Source organism: Pseudomonas sp. BYT-1 (genome assembly GCF_023611805.1).
Taxonomy (GTDB): Bacteria; Pseudomonadota; Gammaproteobacteria; order Pseudomonadales; family Pseudomonadaceae; genus Aquipseudomonas; species Aquipseudomonas guariconensis.
This window is the reverse complement of record NZ_CP072559.1, coordinates 1180481-1194604: the sequence shown is the minus strand read 5'-3', so window position 1 is coordinate 1194604 and position 14124 is coordinate 1180481. Positions and strand designations below refer to the sequence as shown.

At 62.5% G+C, this 14124-nt stretch carries 12 protein-coding genes; 3 read left to right on the top strand and 9 right to left on the bottom strand.

The annotated features are described in order from the left end of the window. Nucleotides 1–3 precede the first annotated feature (3 nt). Complete coding sequence (locus tag J5X93_RS05390; protein ID WP_182941666.1) at nucleotides 4–1428, top strand: gamma-aminobutyraldehyde dehydrogenase; 1425 nt, start codon at nucleotides 4–6, stop codon at nucleotides 1426–1428. Nucleotides 1429–1584: 156 nt separating this feature from the next. Here J5X93_RS05390 and J5X93_RS05385 read toward each other — a convergent pair whose 3' ends face one another. The 3 genes from J5X93_RS05385 to J5X93_RS05375 all read right to left on the bottom strand — a co-directional run bounded on the left by J5X93_RS05385 (nucleotide 1585) and on the right by J5X93_RS05375 (nucleotide 5956). After that, nucleotides 1585–2691: an NADH:flavin oxidoreductase/NADH oxidase gene (locus tag J5X93_RS05385; protein WP_250034546.1), complete on the bottom strand. Its 1107-nt coding sequence runs from the start codon at nucleotides 2689–2691 to the stop codon at nucleotides 1585–1587. A 982-nt stretch (nucleotides 2692–3673) separates the two neighbouring features. Then, a complete protein-coding gene (gene recJ, locus J5X93_RS05380) occupies nucleotides 3674–5383 on the bottom strand; it encodes a single-stranded-DNA-specific exonuclease RecJ (protein ID WP_250034544.1) in 1710 nt (569 codons plus the stop codon). A 30-nt stretch (nucleotides 5384–5413) separates the two neighbouring features. After that, nucleotides 5414–5956: a YaeQ family protein gene (locus J5X93_RS05375; RefSeq protein WP_043212483.1), complete on the bottom strand. Its 543-nt coding sequence runs from the start codon at nucleotides 5954–5956 to the stop codon at nucleotides 5414–5416. 131 nt (nucleotides 5957–6087) lie between these two features. Here J5X93_RS05375 and J5X93_RS05370 point away from each other — a divergent pair, with 131 nt between their 5' ends. Both J5X93_RS05370 and J5X93_RS05365 read left to right on the top strand, forming a co-directional pair. Then, nucleotides 6088–7287 (top strand): CaiB/BaiF CoA transferase family protein, encoded by a 1200-nt coding sequence (locus J5X93_RS05370; RefSeq protein WP_250034542.1) that lies wholly within the window; start codon nucleotides 6088–6090, stop codon nucleotides 7285–7287. A gap of 10 nt (nucleotides 7288–7297) precedes the next feature. Next, nucleotides 7298–8185 carry a TIGR02285 family protein gene (locus J5X93_RS05365; RefSeq protein ID WP_197853355.1) on the top strand — a complete coding sequence of 296 codons (888 nt, stop codon included), beginning with the start codon at nucleotides 7298–7300 and terminating at the stop codon, nucleotides 8183–8185. A gap of 149 nt (nucleotides 8186–8334) precedes the next feature. Here J5X93_RS05365 and J5X93_RS05360 read toward each other — a convergent pair whose 3' ends face one another. The 6 genes from J5X93_RS05360 to xerD all read right to left on the bottom strand — a co-directional run bounded on the left by J5X93_RS05360 (nucleotide 8335) and on the right by xerD (nucleotide 14072). Beyond that, nucleotides 8335–8616, bottom strand: coding sequence for a DUF3509 domain-containing protein (locus J5X93_RS05360; RefSeq protein ID WP_250034540.1), 282 nt, complete (start codon nucleotides 8614–8616; stop codon nucleotides 8335–8337). A gap of 79 nt (nucleotides 8617–8695) precedes the next feature. After that, nucleotides 8696–9121 (bottom strand): response regulator, encoded by a 426-nt coding sequence (locus tag J5X93_RS05355; RefSeq protein ID WP_043212476.1) that lies wholly within the window; start codon nucleotides 9119–9121, stop codon nucleotides 8696–8698. Between the two features lie 174 nt (nucleotides 9122–9295). Further along, a complete protein-coding gene (gene thrC / locus J5X93_RS05350; protein WP_043212473.1) occupies nucleotides 9296–10705 on the bottom strand; it encodes a threonine synthase in 1410 nt (469 codons plus the stop codon). Nucleotides 10706–10872: 167 nt separating this feature from the next. Then, the gene (locus J5X93_RS05345; RefSeq protein ID WP_043212471.1) at nucleotides 10873–12177 is read right to left on the bottom strand and encodes a homoserine dehydrogenase; all 1305 of its coding nucleotides are present in this window, start codon (nucleotides 12175–12177) and stop codon (nucleotides 10873–10875) included. Nucleotides 12178–12259: 82 nt separating this feature from the next. Further along, nucleotides 12260–13021, bottom strand: coding sequence for a DsbC family protein (locus J5X93_RS05340; protein WP_043212468.1), 762 nt, complete (start codon nucleotides 13019–13021; stop codon nucleotides 12260–12262). Nucleotides 13022–13175: 154 nt separating this feature from the next. Beyond that, nucleotides 13176–14072: a site-specific tyrosine recombinase XerD gene (xerD, locus tag J5X93_RS05335; RefSeq protein WP_043212466.1), complete on the bottom strand. Its 897-nt coding sequence runs from the start codon at nucleotides 14070–14072 to the stop codon at nucleotides 13176–13178. Between the last annotated feature and the right edge of the window lie 52 nt (nucleotides 14073–14124).

Here is a 14124-nt window from a genome sequence, read left to right as displayed (position 1 = left end):
CCGATGCAAACCCGAATGCTGATCAACGGTCGCCTGGTCGCAGGCGAAGGCCCCGCCTGGACCGTGCTCAACCCTGCCCTTGGCAGTGCCTTGGCGCAGATCAACGAAGCGACCGAAGCCCAGGTCGATGCCGCCGTGCGCGCCGCAGACCTGGCCTTCGACGCCTGGTCGCAAACCACTCCGAAGGAGCGCTCAGCGGCGTTGCTGGCCCTGGCCGACACCATCGAACAGCATGGCGAGGAATTGGCCAGGCTGGAATCGCAGAACTGCGGCAAGCCCTTTGCCGCCGCGCTGGGTGACGAGATTCCGGCCATCGCCGATGTGTTCCGCTACTTCGCCGGCGCCGCGCGCTGCCTGGGTGGTTCGGCGGCGGGTGAGTACCTGCCGGGACACACCTCGATGATCCGCCGCGACCCACTGGGTGTGGTTGCCTCCATCGCCCCATGGAACTACCCGCTGATGATGCTGGCCTGGAAGATTGCCCCGGCCCTGGCGGCAGGCAACACCGTGGTGCTCAAACCTTCGGAGATGACCCCGCTCACAGCCCTGCGCCTGGCGGAGCTGGCCCAGAACCTGCTGCCGGCCGGGGTACTCAACATCGTCTTTGGCCGTGGCCAGACGGTCGGCGCGCCGCTGGTCACCCATCCAAAAGTGCGCATGGTCTCGCTGACCGGTTCCATCCCCACCGGCGCACGTATCGTAAGCTCCATCGCTGACAGCGTGAAACGCATGCACATGGAGCTGGGCGGCAAAGCGCCGGTGCTGGTCTTCGACGACGCCGACCTCGACGCGGCCATCGAGGGGATACGCACCTTCGGCTTCTACAACGCCGGCCAGGACTGCACCGCCGCCTGTCGCCTCTATGTACAGGACGGCATCTATGATCGCTTCGTCGAACGTCTGGGCGAGGCAGTGGCAAGCCTCAAACCTGGTCTTCAGGATGCGCCTGACACCGAGCTCGGCCCGCTGATCAGCGCCCAGCACCGCGACAAAGTCGCAGGCATGGTAGAGCGCGCCATCGCCCAGCCGCACATTCGTCTGGTCACCGGCGGCAAGGTCATTCCGGGAGAAGGGTTCTTCTTCGAACCAACCGTGCTCGCCGATGCCCTGCAGGACGATGAAATCGTGCGCCATGAAGTCTTCGGGCCGGTGGTCTCGGTGACGCGTTTCAGCGACGAAGCCCAGGCCCTGGCATGGGCCAACGATTCGGACTACGGGCTGGCCTCGTCGGTCTGGACCCGCGACACCGGCCGAGCGCACCGCCTGGCCGCGCGCCTGCAATATGGCTGCACTTGGGTCAACACCCACTTCATGCTGGTCAGCGAAATGCCTCATGGCGGCCAGAAGCATTCGGGCTATGGCAAGGACATGTCGATGTATGGGCTAGAGGACTACACCTGCGTACGGCATGTGATGATCAAGCACTGAGCCAGAGGCGAACGGATCGAGGCTGCTTGCAGCCTCGGTTTGTTTCCGAACTACCGTGTGAGAGCAACTGGGGCGTTTATCCGCGAATGCGTCAGTGAACTCGCCGTCCATTCGCGGATAAACCTGCTTGTGGGATGAAACGCGAAGCGGTGGGCTTCAATCCCTCAAGTCCGACTCATGGATCGGGTTGGCCCGGCTGGTCGCCCGCTGATACTGGGCCGGCCAGGTGGCCTTGTTGCCGCCCAGGTCATCGTCGGCGTGCAGGGGCCAGTAGGGGTCGCGTAGCAGTTCGCGGGCGAGGAAGATGATGTCTGCCTGACCGGTTCGCAGGATGTGTTCGGCCTGGGCCGGTTCGGTAATCATGCCTACCGTGCCGGTGGCGATTTCCGACTCCTTGCGTACACGCTCGGCGAAACGAGTCTGGTAGCCAGGCCCCGTGGGAATCTCGGCGTTGACCGAGGTACCGCCTGAAGACACGTCGATCAAGTCCACGCCGAGGGTGCGCAGGCGCCGGGCGAGTTCGACGGTTTCATCCGGGTTCCAGCCGTCTTCCACCCAATCGGTGGCCGACACACGCACGAACAGCGGCAACTCCTGAGGCCACACATTGCGTACTGCCTCGGTCACCTCCAGGGTCAGGCGGATACGGTTCTCGAAGCAACTGCCGTAGCGGTCCCGGCGCTGGTTGCTCAGCGGCGAAAGGAACTGGTGCAACAGATAACCGTGGGCGGCATGCACTTCGACTACCTTGAAACCCGCGACCAATGCCCGACGGGCGGCATCGGCAAAGGATTGGACGATCCCGGCGATCTCGTCCTCAGAGAGCTCGCGGGGCACGGTGTGCTCTGGATCGAAGGCGATCCGGGACGGGCCGACCGGCTGCCAACCGCCCTCTTCGACCGTGACGCTGCCATGCTTGCCCAGCCAGGGGCGATGGGTGCTGGCCTTGCGTCCGGCGTGGGCAAGCTGGATGCCCGGCACAGCGCCTTGGGCAGTGATGAAGCGGGTGATGCGTTGCAGGGGTGGGATCTGTGCGCCATTCCACAGCCCCAGGTCCTCGGCACTGATACGGCCGTCAGGGGTCACCGCCGTCGCTTCGGTGATCACCAGGCCAGCACCGCCAACGGCGCGGCTGCCCAGGTGCACCAGGTGCCAGTCATTGGCCAGACCATCTACAGCGGAGTACTGGCACATGGGGGAAACGGCGATGCGGTTGGGCAGGGTCAGCTGACGCAGGGTGTAAGGCTCGAGCAGCAGGCTCATGAGGGCACCTCCCAGGGACTCCAATGGTTTGGCCGGTCCGGGCACTTGTGTGGGGCCTTGGTCCGGTATCGGTCTTTTTCAGACTAGACCAGATAGGGGGTGGTGGTTTTTTTGTGTTGGGTTTGGGTTATCAGGTTGTGTGAATATCCGGTGTTGGTGGTGGCGCCACCGGCGCTTTTCGCCTTTACGGCGACCTACTTTTGCTCTTGGGCAAAAGTAGGCAAAAACCGCTGGCTCCCACATCCGGCCCCTGCGCTGCGCTCCGGGGTCCCCTCGCTGCGGTGTCTTGCGGGGCTCCGCGGCCTCCGGCTGGCTACGCCAGCCTCCATCTCGCGACTTCGGCTGCGCCGAAGGGCGCTGCGCGCCTGCCCCTACAGACACCTCCACTCGGCCTTCTGAGGTCGCGATAGGTGGCGTCTGGACTATCGCGTATCAAAAGCAACGGCAACGGCAAACAAATTAATTGTTTGGGTGTTTGTCCGGCCTATTTGCGGGTAGGAACGCCGAACCGCCGCTCCTACAGGCACAGCGCCGCTCTCAAGAGCTGCGGTGAGCCTGTGTGAGCGGCGGTTCGGCGCCCCGGTTTACCCGCGAATGGCCCAAAAGCTCACCACAAAAACCACTCAATGAAACAACGCCAGCCCAGGCGCCGCCCGTAACTTGCGCCCCATCAGCAGGCCGAGCGGAGGTGTCTGTAGGGGCAGGCGCGCAGCGCCCTTCGGCGTGAGCCGAAGTCGCGAGATGGAGGCTGGCGCAGCCAGCCGGAGGCCGCGAGGCCCCGTAAGACACCGCAGCGAGGGGACCCGGTGCGAAGCGCCGGGCCGGATGCAGGGGCGCGCGGCTTTTGGTTACTTTTGGCCAAGACCAAAAGTGACCCGCCGTAAGGGCGGAAAGGTGAATCAGCGTCGACAAATCAAACGGATAAGCCCACAAACCTCAAAACCAACAACCAACAACCAACAACCAACAACCAACAACCAGCTCACCGCGGCTCCATGTGCGCAATCATCAACTGCACACTCTCATTCCCCCGAAACTCATTCACATCCAGCTTGTAGGCCAACTCCACCCAGCGCACCGTCGGATTCGGCCAGACATCCCGATCGATGCCAAAGGCGATGCCATCGAGCTTGAGCGAGCCGCACTCGCTCTTGAGCACCACCTTCAAATGCCGCTCGCCCACCACCCGTTGTTCGATCAGTTGGAACACACCATGGAACAGTGGCTCCGGAAAGTGCTGCCCCCAAGGCCCCGCATGACGTAGAGCGCGGGCCAGGTCCAGGTGGAACTCCTCGACCGCGAGGGTACCGTCAGACAGTAATCGCCCGGTCAGATCCTCTGCCACCAGATGCCGACGAACCTCCTCATCGAAGGCCGCGGCAAACGCCTGGAAGTTTTCCACCGGCAGTGACAGGCCAGCCGCCATGGCGTGCCCGCCGAACTTGCTGATCAAGTGCGGCTGACGCGCCGCCACCGCATCCAGCGCATCGCGAATATGGAACCCCGGCACCGAGCGCGCAGACCCCTTGAGCATGCCATCGCCGACATCGGCGAAGGCGATGGTCGGGCGGTGATAGCGCTCTTTCATGCGCGAGGCGAGGATGCCGATCACGCCTTGGTGCCAGTCGGCCTCGAACAGGCACAGGCCATAAGGCATGGATTCGACCGGCAGGTCCTTGAGCTGGGCCAGCGCTTCACGCTGCATGCCTTGCTCGATGGACTTGCGGTCCTGGTTCAGGCCATCCAGCGCTTGGGCCATCTCCAGCGCCGCGACCGGATCGTCGCAGAGCAGGCATTCGATCCCCAGGCTCATATCGTCCAGGCGGCCGGCGGCGTTCAGGCGCGGCCCTAGGATGAAGCCCAGGTCAGTGGAGGTGATGCGCCGATGATCGCGCCGGGCGACTTCGAGGATGGCCTTCAGGCCGGGGCGGGCGCGGCCGGCACGGATGCGCTCCAGACCCTGGTGCACCAGAATGCGATTGTTGGCGTCCAGCGGGACAACGTCAGCGACACTGCCCAGCGCCACCAGGTCAAGCAGTTCACCGATGTTCGGCTGCGGCTGATGATCGTAGCGCCCCAGGGCGCGAAGACGAGCACGCAGCGCCATGAGCACGTAGAAGATCACCCCTACGCCGGCCAGCGCCTTGCTGGGGAAATCGCACCCTGGCTGGTTCGGGTTGACGATGGCATCGGCATCGGGCAATTGCGCACCCGGCAGGTGATGGTCGGTCACCAATACCTTGAGCCCGGCGGCCTTGGCTGCTGCCACGCCCTCGACACTGGAGATACCGTTGTCCACCGTGATCAGCAGTTGTGGCTCCCCCTGCAAAGCCACTTCGACGATCTCAGGCGTCAGGCCATAGCCGTACTTGAAACGGTTGGGCACCAGGTAATCGACATGGGCCGCGCCCAGCAGGCGAAGCCCCAGCACACCGACCGTACTGGCCGTGGCCCCGTCGGCATCGAAGTCGCCGACAATGACAATACGCTGGCGCTGGTCCAGCGCCTCCAGCAACAGGTCCACCGCCGCGTCGATGCCCTTGAGCTGTTGATACGGCAGCAGGCGCGCCAGGCTCTTGTCCAGTTCGGCCTCGGACTGCACGCCACGGGCGGCGTACAGGCGGGTCAGCAAGGGGGGCAGGTTACCGAGGAACGGCAGGCTCGGTGGCAGGGGACGGGGTTCGATACGCATGAGGTCTTCGGCAGTCAGGTTGGGGACAGGTCAGCCACGCTCACCGAGCAGCCATTCCAGCTGCACTTCGTGCTGGCCACGGTCGTCGGTCACGAACACGGTGCCTTCACTGATCATGACGTCCCACTTGATCGAACGGGGCATGTCGGTGGCCAGAATCTCCAGCACGTCCTGGGGAACCGCGGCGATGCTGAGGTTCTTCAGACCCTTGACCGCATCGACCACTTTGTTCTGCCACACCCGCAGGCTGCCGTAGGCCAGCAGACTGGTACGCTCGGTGCGACGCGAGCACCAGGTCAGGCGCTCGGCGTCCGGTTGGCCCACTTCGATCCAGTGCAGGACGCGGTCGTCCAGGCTCTTTTCCCACAGGGCTGCTTCGTCCACGTCGGACAGACCACGGCCAAATGACAGGTTCTCGTTGTACCAGAGCGCGTAGGCCAACAGGCGTACAGCCATGCGCTCCTCGGTTTCCGATGGGTGACGGGCGATGGTCTGACGAACGTTCTCATACACACCGCGGTCGAGGTCGGTCAGATTCAGTTCGAACTTATAAGTGGTCGACGGCTGGGCCATGGGCGGGGGCTTCTTGCGAAATAAAAGTCACACAGTCTAACCGATCCCACTCTTCGTTGCGCCGCGGCAGTACCTGACGTCGACGACCTATGATAAAACCACGGGCTAAGCCCAGCTGCCACGGATGCCCCATGCCCACGCCAAGCAAACCCCTCGCCGGCCTGAAAGTGATCGAGCTCGGCACCCTGATCGCCGGCCCCTTCGCCTCGCGTATCTGTGCCGAGTTCGGTGCCGAGGTGATCAAGGTCGAGTCGCCCGACGGCGGCGACCCGCTGCGCAAGTGGCGCAAGCTGTACGAGGGCACTTCGCTGTGGTGGTTCGTCCAGGCGCGCAACAAGCAATCGCTGACGCTCAACCTCAAGCACCCCGAAGGCCGCGAAGTGCTCAAGCGCCTGCTGGCCGAAGCGGACATCCTGATCGAGAACTTCCGTCCGGGCGTGCTGGAAAAACTGGGCCTGGGCTGGGATGTGTTGCACGCGCTCAACCCGCGCCTGGTCATGGTGCGTCTGTCAGGCTTCGGCCAGACGGGGCCGATGAAGGACCAGCCCGGCTTCGGCGCGGTCGGTGAGTCCATGGGCGGCCTGCGTTACATCACAGGCTTCGAGGACCGGCCACCGGTACGCACGGGCATCTCCATCGGCGACTCGATCGCCGCCTTGTGGGGTGTGATCGGTGCGTTGATGGCCTTGCGCCACCGCGAGGTCAACGGGGGTCAGGGGCAAGTGGTGGACGTAGCGCTGTACGAGGCCATCTTCGCGATGATGGAAAGCATGGTGCCGGAGTTCGACGTGTTCGGCTTCATCCGCGAACGCACCGGCAACATCATGCCCGGGATCACGCCCTCCTCCATCCACACCAGCGCCGACGGCAAGCATGTGCAGATCGGCGCCAATGGCGATGCCATCTTCAAGCGTTTTATGCAGGCCATTGGCCGCGACGATCTGGCCAATGATCCAGACCTAGCCACCAACGACGGGCGTGACCTGCGCCGCGACGAGCTGTACGGCGTGATCGACCGCTGGGTCAACAGCCTGCCGCTCGAAGAGGTCATGCGGGTCCTCACCCAGGCCGAGGTACCAGCCAGCCGCATCTATTCGGCCGAAGACATGTTCAGCGACCCACAGTACCTGGCTCGCGAAATGTTCCTCCAGGCCAAATTGCCCGATGGCAAGCCGTTCAAGATGCCAGGCATCGTTCCCAAGCTTTCGGCCACGCCAGGCTCCAGCGAGTGGGTCGGTCCGACCCTCGGCGAACACACCGAGTCGGTATTGACGCGCTTGGGCTACGACGCCGCCGCCATCGGTCGACTGCGCGAAACCGGTGCGGTCTGAACGCCCACCGATGCGCGCAATCGCCAGGCACTTGCTTGGGCTGCTGATCATCCTGTGTGGGATGTTGCCGACCATGGGGCAGTCCAAGGAGCGCTTGATCTGGCTGGTGCGCGATCTGCCGCCTTTCACCATCTTCGAAGGCACGGCCAAAGGCCAGGGTGTCGTTGACAACCTGCTGCCGCGGCTGATAGCGCAGATGCCTGAGTACGATCACAGTATCGTCAGGGTGAACCGTGCACGGGGCCTGCAGATGCTCCAGGAGCCCAGCTTTACCTGCGATCCGACGCTGCTATGGACGCCTGAGCGCGCCAAGTTCGTGCGCTTTTCCATCCCTTCGCTGGGGGTATTGAGCAGCGGATTGGTGATACGCAAGCAAGACCAGGCGGCCCTGGCCCCGTTTCTCGACAACCAACAGGTCGACCTCAAAAGCCTGCTCAGCCAGACTCCACTCAAGCTGGGCATCGTCGCCGAACGCAGTTACAGCGTTCAAATCGACGAAATCCTCCGAGAACTACCCGACACGGCCTTGAGCCGCCATTACGGCAATGAAGCTACCGCCAATTTGCTACAGATGCAGCGCTTGGGCCGTCTGCAGCTGGTGTTGGGCTACTGGCCGGAAATCCGCTACTTGATCCAGGCTCAGGGCAACAACCCGGATGAATACGCCTTCCACCCGATCCAGGGCGTAAACCGCTACCAGTTTCTGCATGTGGGCTGCTCCGATACGGTTCTGGGACGCGAGGCCGTCCGTCATATCGACCAACTGCTGCTCACCCTGCGTCGCGAGACACTGCCAGCGTTTTATGCTCGCTGGCTGGCCCCGGAAGAGCACGAACAATACTTGATCGATAGCCAGCACTTTTTCGGCACCCAGACCGAAAGCGCCGAGAAGTACTGAAACTGCCTCGACTGGCCTTAAAAAAAAGAAACCCCGGGCGCAGGAAGGAACACCCAGGGTCGAACGAAAGTCAGGGGGACTTTCCGGAACAGCCTTGAGCACCGGAGCCAAGTGCTGTCGAACTGCTCTTAAGGATTCTGACGAAACCTTCAGGCAAAGGTTCCGGAAAATGCTCGCTGATGCTGCAAGGCTGCGATTACACAGGGTTGCAGACGCCCCTCGACGATTTGCAGGTCTCGGTGCAGGCCGTCAACCAAGTCAACCAGTAGGCGCTGGTCCTGGAGCTGATGCGGGCTGACCGAACGCCTGAGTGTCACGTCACCCTGTTGATCGATCACGGTCAGTTGACGGTTGCCGCTGGCGTCTGTTTCGCCGAGCAGGGCTTGGTAAGGGGTCAAGGCGTCGTTGAGCAGTTTGCAGATTCTTTCCATCCGGCGTACTCGCTGTTCGTGGAACCTATCGGAACTGACCACCAGACGCCCTGCAAAGTTCGTTTATGCCGCGCCGGTATCAGTGAGCATGCGCGGGGTACATGACAGTTTGAATATGCCCCTCGACTTCATGATGGATACGCTCCAACGCCCGCTGCAACCTCGGCATCACCAACGGCCAGGACAGCTCACCGATAACCCGAACCCCCTGGCGCCTAGCCTCCCGGGCCAGGCCTTCGTCATGGTCGATCGATTGTCCGACGAACAACAATGCACAGGGTTGCTGCGCTTGCGCCACCTGCCGGAGCAGTGTTCGCCCGTAATGTACCGGCAAGCCGTGATCGAGGATCAACAGGTCGATGATGCCCCGCTGAGCCAGACAATCTTTTGCCTCGGCCAGGTTCTGGGCCACGCGCACATTGAAGACGCCTTGGGCATTGCAGGCCTGATGCAGCGAGATATCGTGGGAAGGTCGTGCGTGAATCAGTACGTTGAGCCAATGCATGAACCGCTCCTGGAGTAGCACTATGCCCATATGGACGGGCGAGCCACTCTAAAAGCCCCATGCGGCGGCTGGAATAGGAAATTACTTAAGCTTCTAAAGAAAGATCTGACTCATCTTTTGCAGACGAGTAGGAAACCGTCTGGGGCCGCTGCGCGACCCCGAGCGGGTTGAATCTTAGAGCGGTTTACCGCGGTTGCCATGCTGGGCGACGAATGCCTGGACAGCCTTCAGATCGTTGGCCAGAACCGTGCAGCGTTCGTCACGGCTGAACAGGTCGCTCAGGTGCGCTGGCAGCTCAAGGGCTTTGCCGACGCCTGCCTTTTCCACCGCTTCCGGGAACTTGACCGGATGCGCGGTACCCAGGACAACCATCGGCGTATCCAGGCTGCGACGGCACTCACGGGCGGCCTTGACGCCGATCGCAGTGTGCGGATCGAGCACCTCACCGGTGGTGGCGAACACCTCGGCGATGGTCTGGCAGGTTTGCTCGTCGGTCACGGCCAGCGAATCGAACAGCTTGCGCGCCTCGGTCCAACGGTCCTGTTCGACACTGAAGCCGCCGCCCTGCTTGAAGCGCTCCATCAGCTCGGCGATGGCGGCGCCGCTGCGCCCGTGCAGGTCGAACAGCAGGCGTTCGAAGTTGGAGGAGACCATGATGTCCATCGACGGCGACAGCGTCGGGTGCAAGGTGTCCTTGACGTACTGGTTACCGCTCATGAAGCGATGCAGGATGTCGTTGCGGTTGGTCGCCACGATCAGTTGGCTGATCGGCAGGCCCATGTTGCGTGCCAGGTAGCCAGCGAAGATATCGCCGAAGTTGCCGGTCGGCACAGAGAAGGCCACCGAACGGGCCGGGCCGCCCAGCTGCAGCGCCGCATGGAAGTAGTAGACGATCTGGGCCATGATCCGCGCCCAGTTGATCGAGTTCACCGCCACCAGACGGGTGCCCTTGAGGAACGACTGGTCGGCGAAGCTGGCCTTGACCATCTCCTGGCAGTCGTCGAAGTTGCCTTCGATGGCGATGTTGTGGATGTTGTCGCCGAAGATGGTCGTCATCTGGCGACGCTGCACTTCCGAGACACGCTGGTGCGGATGCAGGATGAAGATGTCGACGTTGTCGCAGCGGCGGCAACCTTCGATGGCGGCCGAACCGGTGTCACCGCTGGTGGCTCCGATGATCACCACGCGTTCACCGCGCTTGGCCAGGACGTGGTCGAGCAGGCGGCCGAGCAACTGCAGGGCGAAGTCCTTGAACGCCAGGGTCGGGCCGTGGAACAGCTCCATCACCCACTCGTTGCCCGCCAGTTGGCGCAGCGGCGCCACCGCGGCATGGGCGAACTCACCATAGGTTTCTTCGAGAATCTTCTTGAAGTCGGCGTCAGCGATGCTGCCATCGACGAACGGGCGCATCACCCGGAAAGCCAGCTCGTGGTACGGCAGGCCAGCCCAGGAAGCGATCTCTTCCTGAGTGAAGCGTGGCAGGTTCTCCGGCACGTACAGACCGCCATCGCTGGCGAGGCCCGCCAGCAGGACGTCTTCGAAATTCAGGGCCGGTGCCTGGCCACGGGTACTGATATAGCGCATGGGTGCAAACCTTTGGTTTGAGCGGCACGTTTGAGATGCAAGCTAAAAGAGATGCCGACCGGCGTTGCTCTCGTGCTTTGCGTCTCGCCCTTGCCGCGAATTTACTCTGTTCGAAGCCTCAACACCGCACTGCCTTCATTTGCAGCTTGCAGCCTGAAGCTTGCCGCTTAATTGAGCTGTTCGACGCGGATACGCACGACTTTGCCGACCACGTCCTGCAAAGCTTCCAGGGCGACGATGGCGTCGTTGATGCGCTTTTCCACCACTCGGTGGGTCAGGAGGATCATCGGCACCAGGCCGTCCTGCTCCTCGGCTTCCTTCTGCATGATCGACTCGATGTTGATACCACGCTCGGAGAGGATGCTCGCCACTTGAGCCAATACGCCCGGGTGGTCCTTGGCCTGGATACGCAGGTAGTAGGCACTTTCACAGGCTTCGATCGGCAGGATCGGGTGAGCCGACAGCGAGTCGGGCTGGAAGGCCAGGTGTGGCACGCGGTTTTCGGGGTCGGAGGTCATGGCACGGACCACATCGACCAGGTCGGCGACCACCGAAGAGGCGGTCGGCTCCATGCCGGCGCCGGCGCCGTAATACAGGGTGGAGCCGGCAGCATCACCGTTGACCATGACAGCGTTCATCACGCCATTGACGTTGGCGATCAGACGATCATTGGGAATCAGGGTCGGGTGGACACGCAGCTCGATGCCAGCGTCGGTGCTGCGGGCCACGCCCAGGTGCTTGATGCGATAACCCAGCGCCTCGGCGTAATTGACGTCGGCGGTGGTCAGCTGGGTGATGCCTTCGGTGTAGGCCTTGTCGAACTGCAGCGGAATGCCGAAGGCAATGGAGGCCAGGATGGTCAGCTTGTGGGCAGCATCGATACCTTCGACATCGAAGGTCGGGTCGGCTTCGGCGTAACCCAGGGCCTGGGCTTCGGCCAATACGTCGGGGAAGGCACGGCCCTTGTCACGCATCTCGGTGAGGATGAAGTTGCCGGTGCCGTTGATGATGCCCGCCAGCCAGTTGATGCGGTTGGCAGACAGGCCTTCGCGGATCGCCTTGATCACCGGGATGCCGCCGGCCACGGCTGCTTCGAAGGCAACAATGACGCCCTTCTCGCGGGCCTTGGCGAAGATCTCGTTGCCATGCACGGCAATCAGCGCCTTGTTGGCAGTGACCACGTGCTTGCCGTTCTCGATGGCCTTCAGGACCAGGTCGCGGGCGATGGTGTAGCCACCGATCAGTTCGATGACGATATCGATCTCGGGGTTGCTCGCGACTTCGAACACATCAGCGGTAATGGGGGTACCGGTAATCTGGCAGTTCGGGTTCTGCGAGCGCATGGCGATCTGTGCCACTTCAATACCGCGCCCGGCACGGCGGGCAATCTCCTCGGCGTTGCGCTGAAGTACATTGAAGGTTCCGCCACCGACGGTCCCCAACCCACAGATGCCTACTTTGACCGGTTTCACTGTGAACTCCCCATTGAACGGCCGGCACCTGCGCCGACCGTGAAACATGCCGTCTCCCCATGGTGACGGCGTACTGATTGAATTACTTGGCAGCCTTGCCGTCGCTGGCCAAGGCCAGCTTGGCGACCTGCGGTGCCGGCTGGTAGCCCGGGATCACCTGACCGCTCTGCAGGACGATCGCCGGCGTGCCGTTGACGCCGATCGACTGCCCGAGCTCGAACTGCTTGCTGACCGGGTTGGCGCACTTGGCGGCCTTGATTTCCTTGCCATCGATCATCTTGTCCAGCGCCGCGCGGCGGTCACTGGAGCACCAGACTGCCTGCAACTGCTCGTCACCTGGCGAGCCGAGGCCCTGGCGCGGGAAGGCGACATAGCGCACCTCGATACCGCGGCGATTGAGCTCCGGCACTTCAGCATGCAATTTGTGGCAATACGGGCAGGTGGTGTCGGTGAAGACGGTGATATGCGACTTGGTCTCGCCCTTGGCAGGATAAACCACCATTTCGGCAGCTGGAATGCCGTTGATGAGCTTGGCGATGCCCTGGCGTTCGGTCTTCTCGGTGAGGTTGACCGGCTTGCCATCCTGGATCTGGTACAGGTACCCCTGCATCACGAACTGGCCATCGCCACTGGCATACAGGACACGACCACCTTGCAGCTTGACTTCATACAGGCCGTTGACCGGGCTGCTGGCGACGCTTTCGACTGGCACTTCCAGCGCAAGGGTCTTGAGGGTATTACGAATGGCCTGCTCGGCACCGGCGCTGGCATCGGTGGCCGCGGCGACGGCAAAAGTACTGGCCAACGCCAGGGCGGCGGCGGCGAAAATCTGGGTCACGCGCATGGGGTACTCCTGAAGGCGGACGGGGCCGGAGGATGTCGATCCGCGGCAAAAACGCGGCGAGTGGACGGCCCTTGATGCAAACCGTCCAAGCCTACCACAACAGGCTGATGCTAAATGCCCTCTCAACCTCCATAGGTCGGAACATGAAAATCATTCATCCACGAGGATGGTGCTGGGCATGCAGCTGCTGCAACCGTGCCTTTGCGACATGGGTATAGATCTGGGTGGTGGACAAGTCACTGTGACCGAGCAACATCTGCACCACACGCAAGTCGGCCCCATGATTGAGCAAATGCGTGGCAAAAGCGTGGCGCAAGGTATGCGGCGACAGCGGTTTGTCGATGCCGGCAACCCGCGCCTGATGCTTGATGCGGTGCCAGAAGGTTTGGCGGGTCATCTGCTCCCCGCGCTGGCTGGGGAACAGCACATCGCTCGGGCGCCCGTTCAACAGGTCGTTGCGGCCGTCGCGCAAGTAGCGTTCGAGCCAGATCACCGCCTCTTCGCCCATCGGCACCAAGCGCTCCTTGCTGCCCTTGCCCATCACCCGCAGAACCCCCTGGCGCAGGTTGACCTGATCGAGGGTCAGGCTGACCAGTTCGGTCACTCGCAGGCCACAGGCATAGAGCACTTCAAGCATGGCCCGGTCGCGCTGACCGATGGCTTCGGCCAGGTCCGGCGCCTGCAACAGGGCCTCGACATCGTCCTCCGACAAGGATTTGGGCAATGGTCGCCCCAATAGCGGCATTTCCACTTGCAGGGTCGGGTCGACGCCTACCAGCTTTTCTCGCAGCAGATACCGGAAGAAGCCACGCAGACCGGAGAGAAAGCGTGCCGTGGAGCGCGGCTTGTAGCCTTCCTCCAGGCGCCAGGCCAGATGGTCCAGAATCAGGTCACGGCCAGCATCAGGCAAAGCCACGCCGCGCTCTTGCAGCCAGCCGTTGAACAACGCCAAGTCGCTGCGATAGGAGACGCGGGTGTTGTCGGACAGGCCTTTTTCCAGCCAGAGGGCATCAAGAAACTGGTCGATCAGGGGATGGTCGAGAGCGGGCATGAAAACTCGGTGGCAAACGGTGCAATGGCGCTTAGTCTTTCATAACAACGAT

Bases quoted from the DNA above. Each gene is read 5' to 3' on its own strand.
- J5X93_RS05390 (WP_182941666.1), top strand. From the start codon at position 4: ATGCAAACCCGAATGCTGATCAACGGTCGCCTGGTCGCAGGCGAAGGC.
- J5X93_RS05385 (WP_250034546.1), bottom strand. From the start codon at position 2,691: ATGAGCCTGCTGCTCGAGCCTTACACCCTGCGTCAGCTGACCCTGCCC.
- recJ (WP_250034544.1), bottom strand. From the start codon at position 5,383: ATGCGTATCGAACCCCGTCCCCTGCCACCGAGCCTGCCGTTCCTCGGT.
- J5X93_RS05375 (WP_043212483.1), bottom strand. From the start codon at position 5,956: ATGGCCCAGCCGTCGACCACTTATAAGTTCGAACTGAATCTGACCGAC.
- J5X93_RS05370 (WP_250034542.1), top strand. From the start codon at position 6,088: ATGCCCACGCCAAGCAAACCCCTCGCCGGCCTGAAAGTGATCGAGCTC.
- J5X93_RS05365 (WP_197853355.1), top strand. From the start codon at position 7,298: ATGCGCGCAATCGCCAGGCACTTGCTTGGGCTGCTGATCATCCTGTGT.
- J5X93_RS05360 (WP_250034540.1), bottom strand. From the start codon at position 8,616: ATGGAAAGAATCTGCAAACTGCTCAACGACGCCTTGACCCCTTACCAA.
- J5X93_RS05355 (WP_043212476.1), bottom strand. From the start codon at position 9,121: ATGCATTGGCTCAACGTACTGATTCACGCACGACCTTCCCACGATATC.
- thrC (WP_043212473.1), bottom strand. From the start codon at position 10,705: ATGCGCTATATCAGTACCCGTGGCCAGGCACCGGCCCTGAATTTCGAA.
- J5X93_RS05340 (WP_043212468.1), bottom strand. From the start codon at position 13,021: ATGCGCGTGACCCAGATTTTCGCCGCCGCCGCCCTGGCGTTGGCCAGT.
- xerD (WP_043212466.1), bottom strand. From the start codon at position 14,072: ATGCCCGCTCTCGACCATCCCCTGATCGACCAGTTTCTTGATGCCCTC.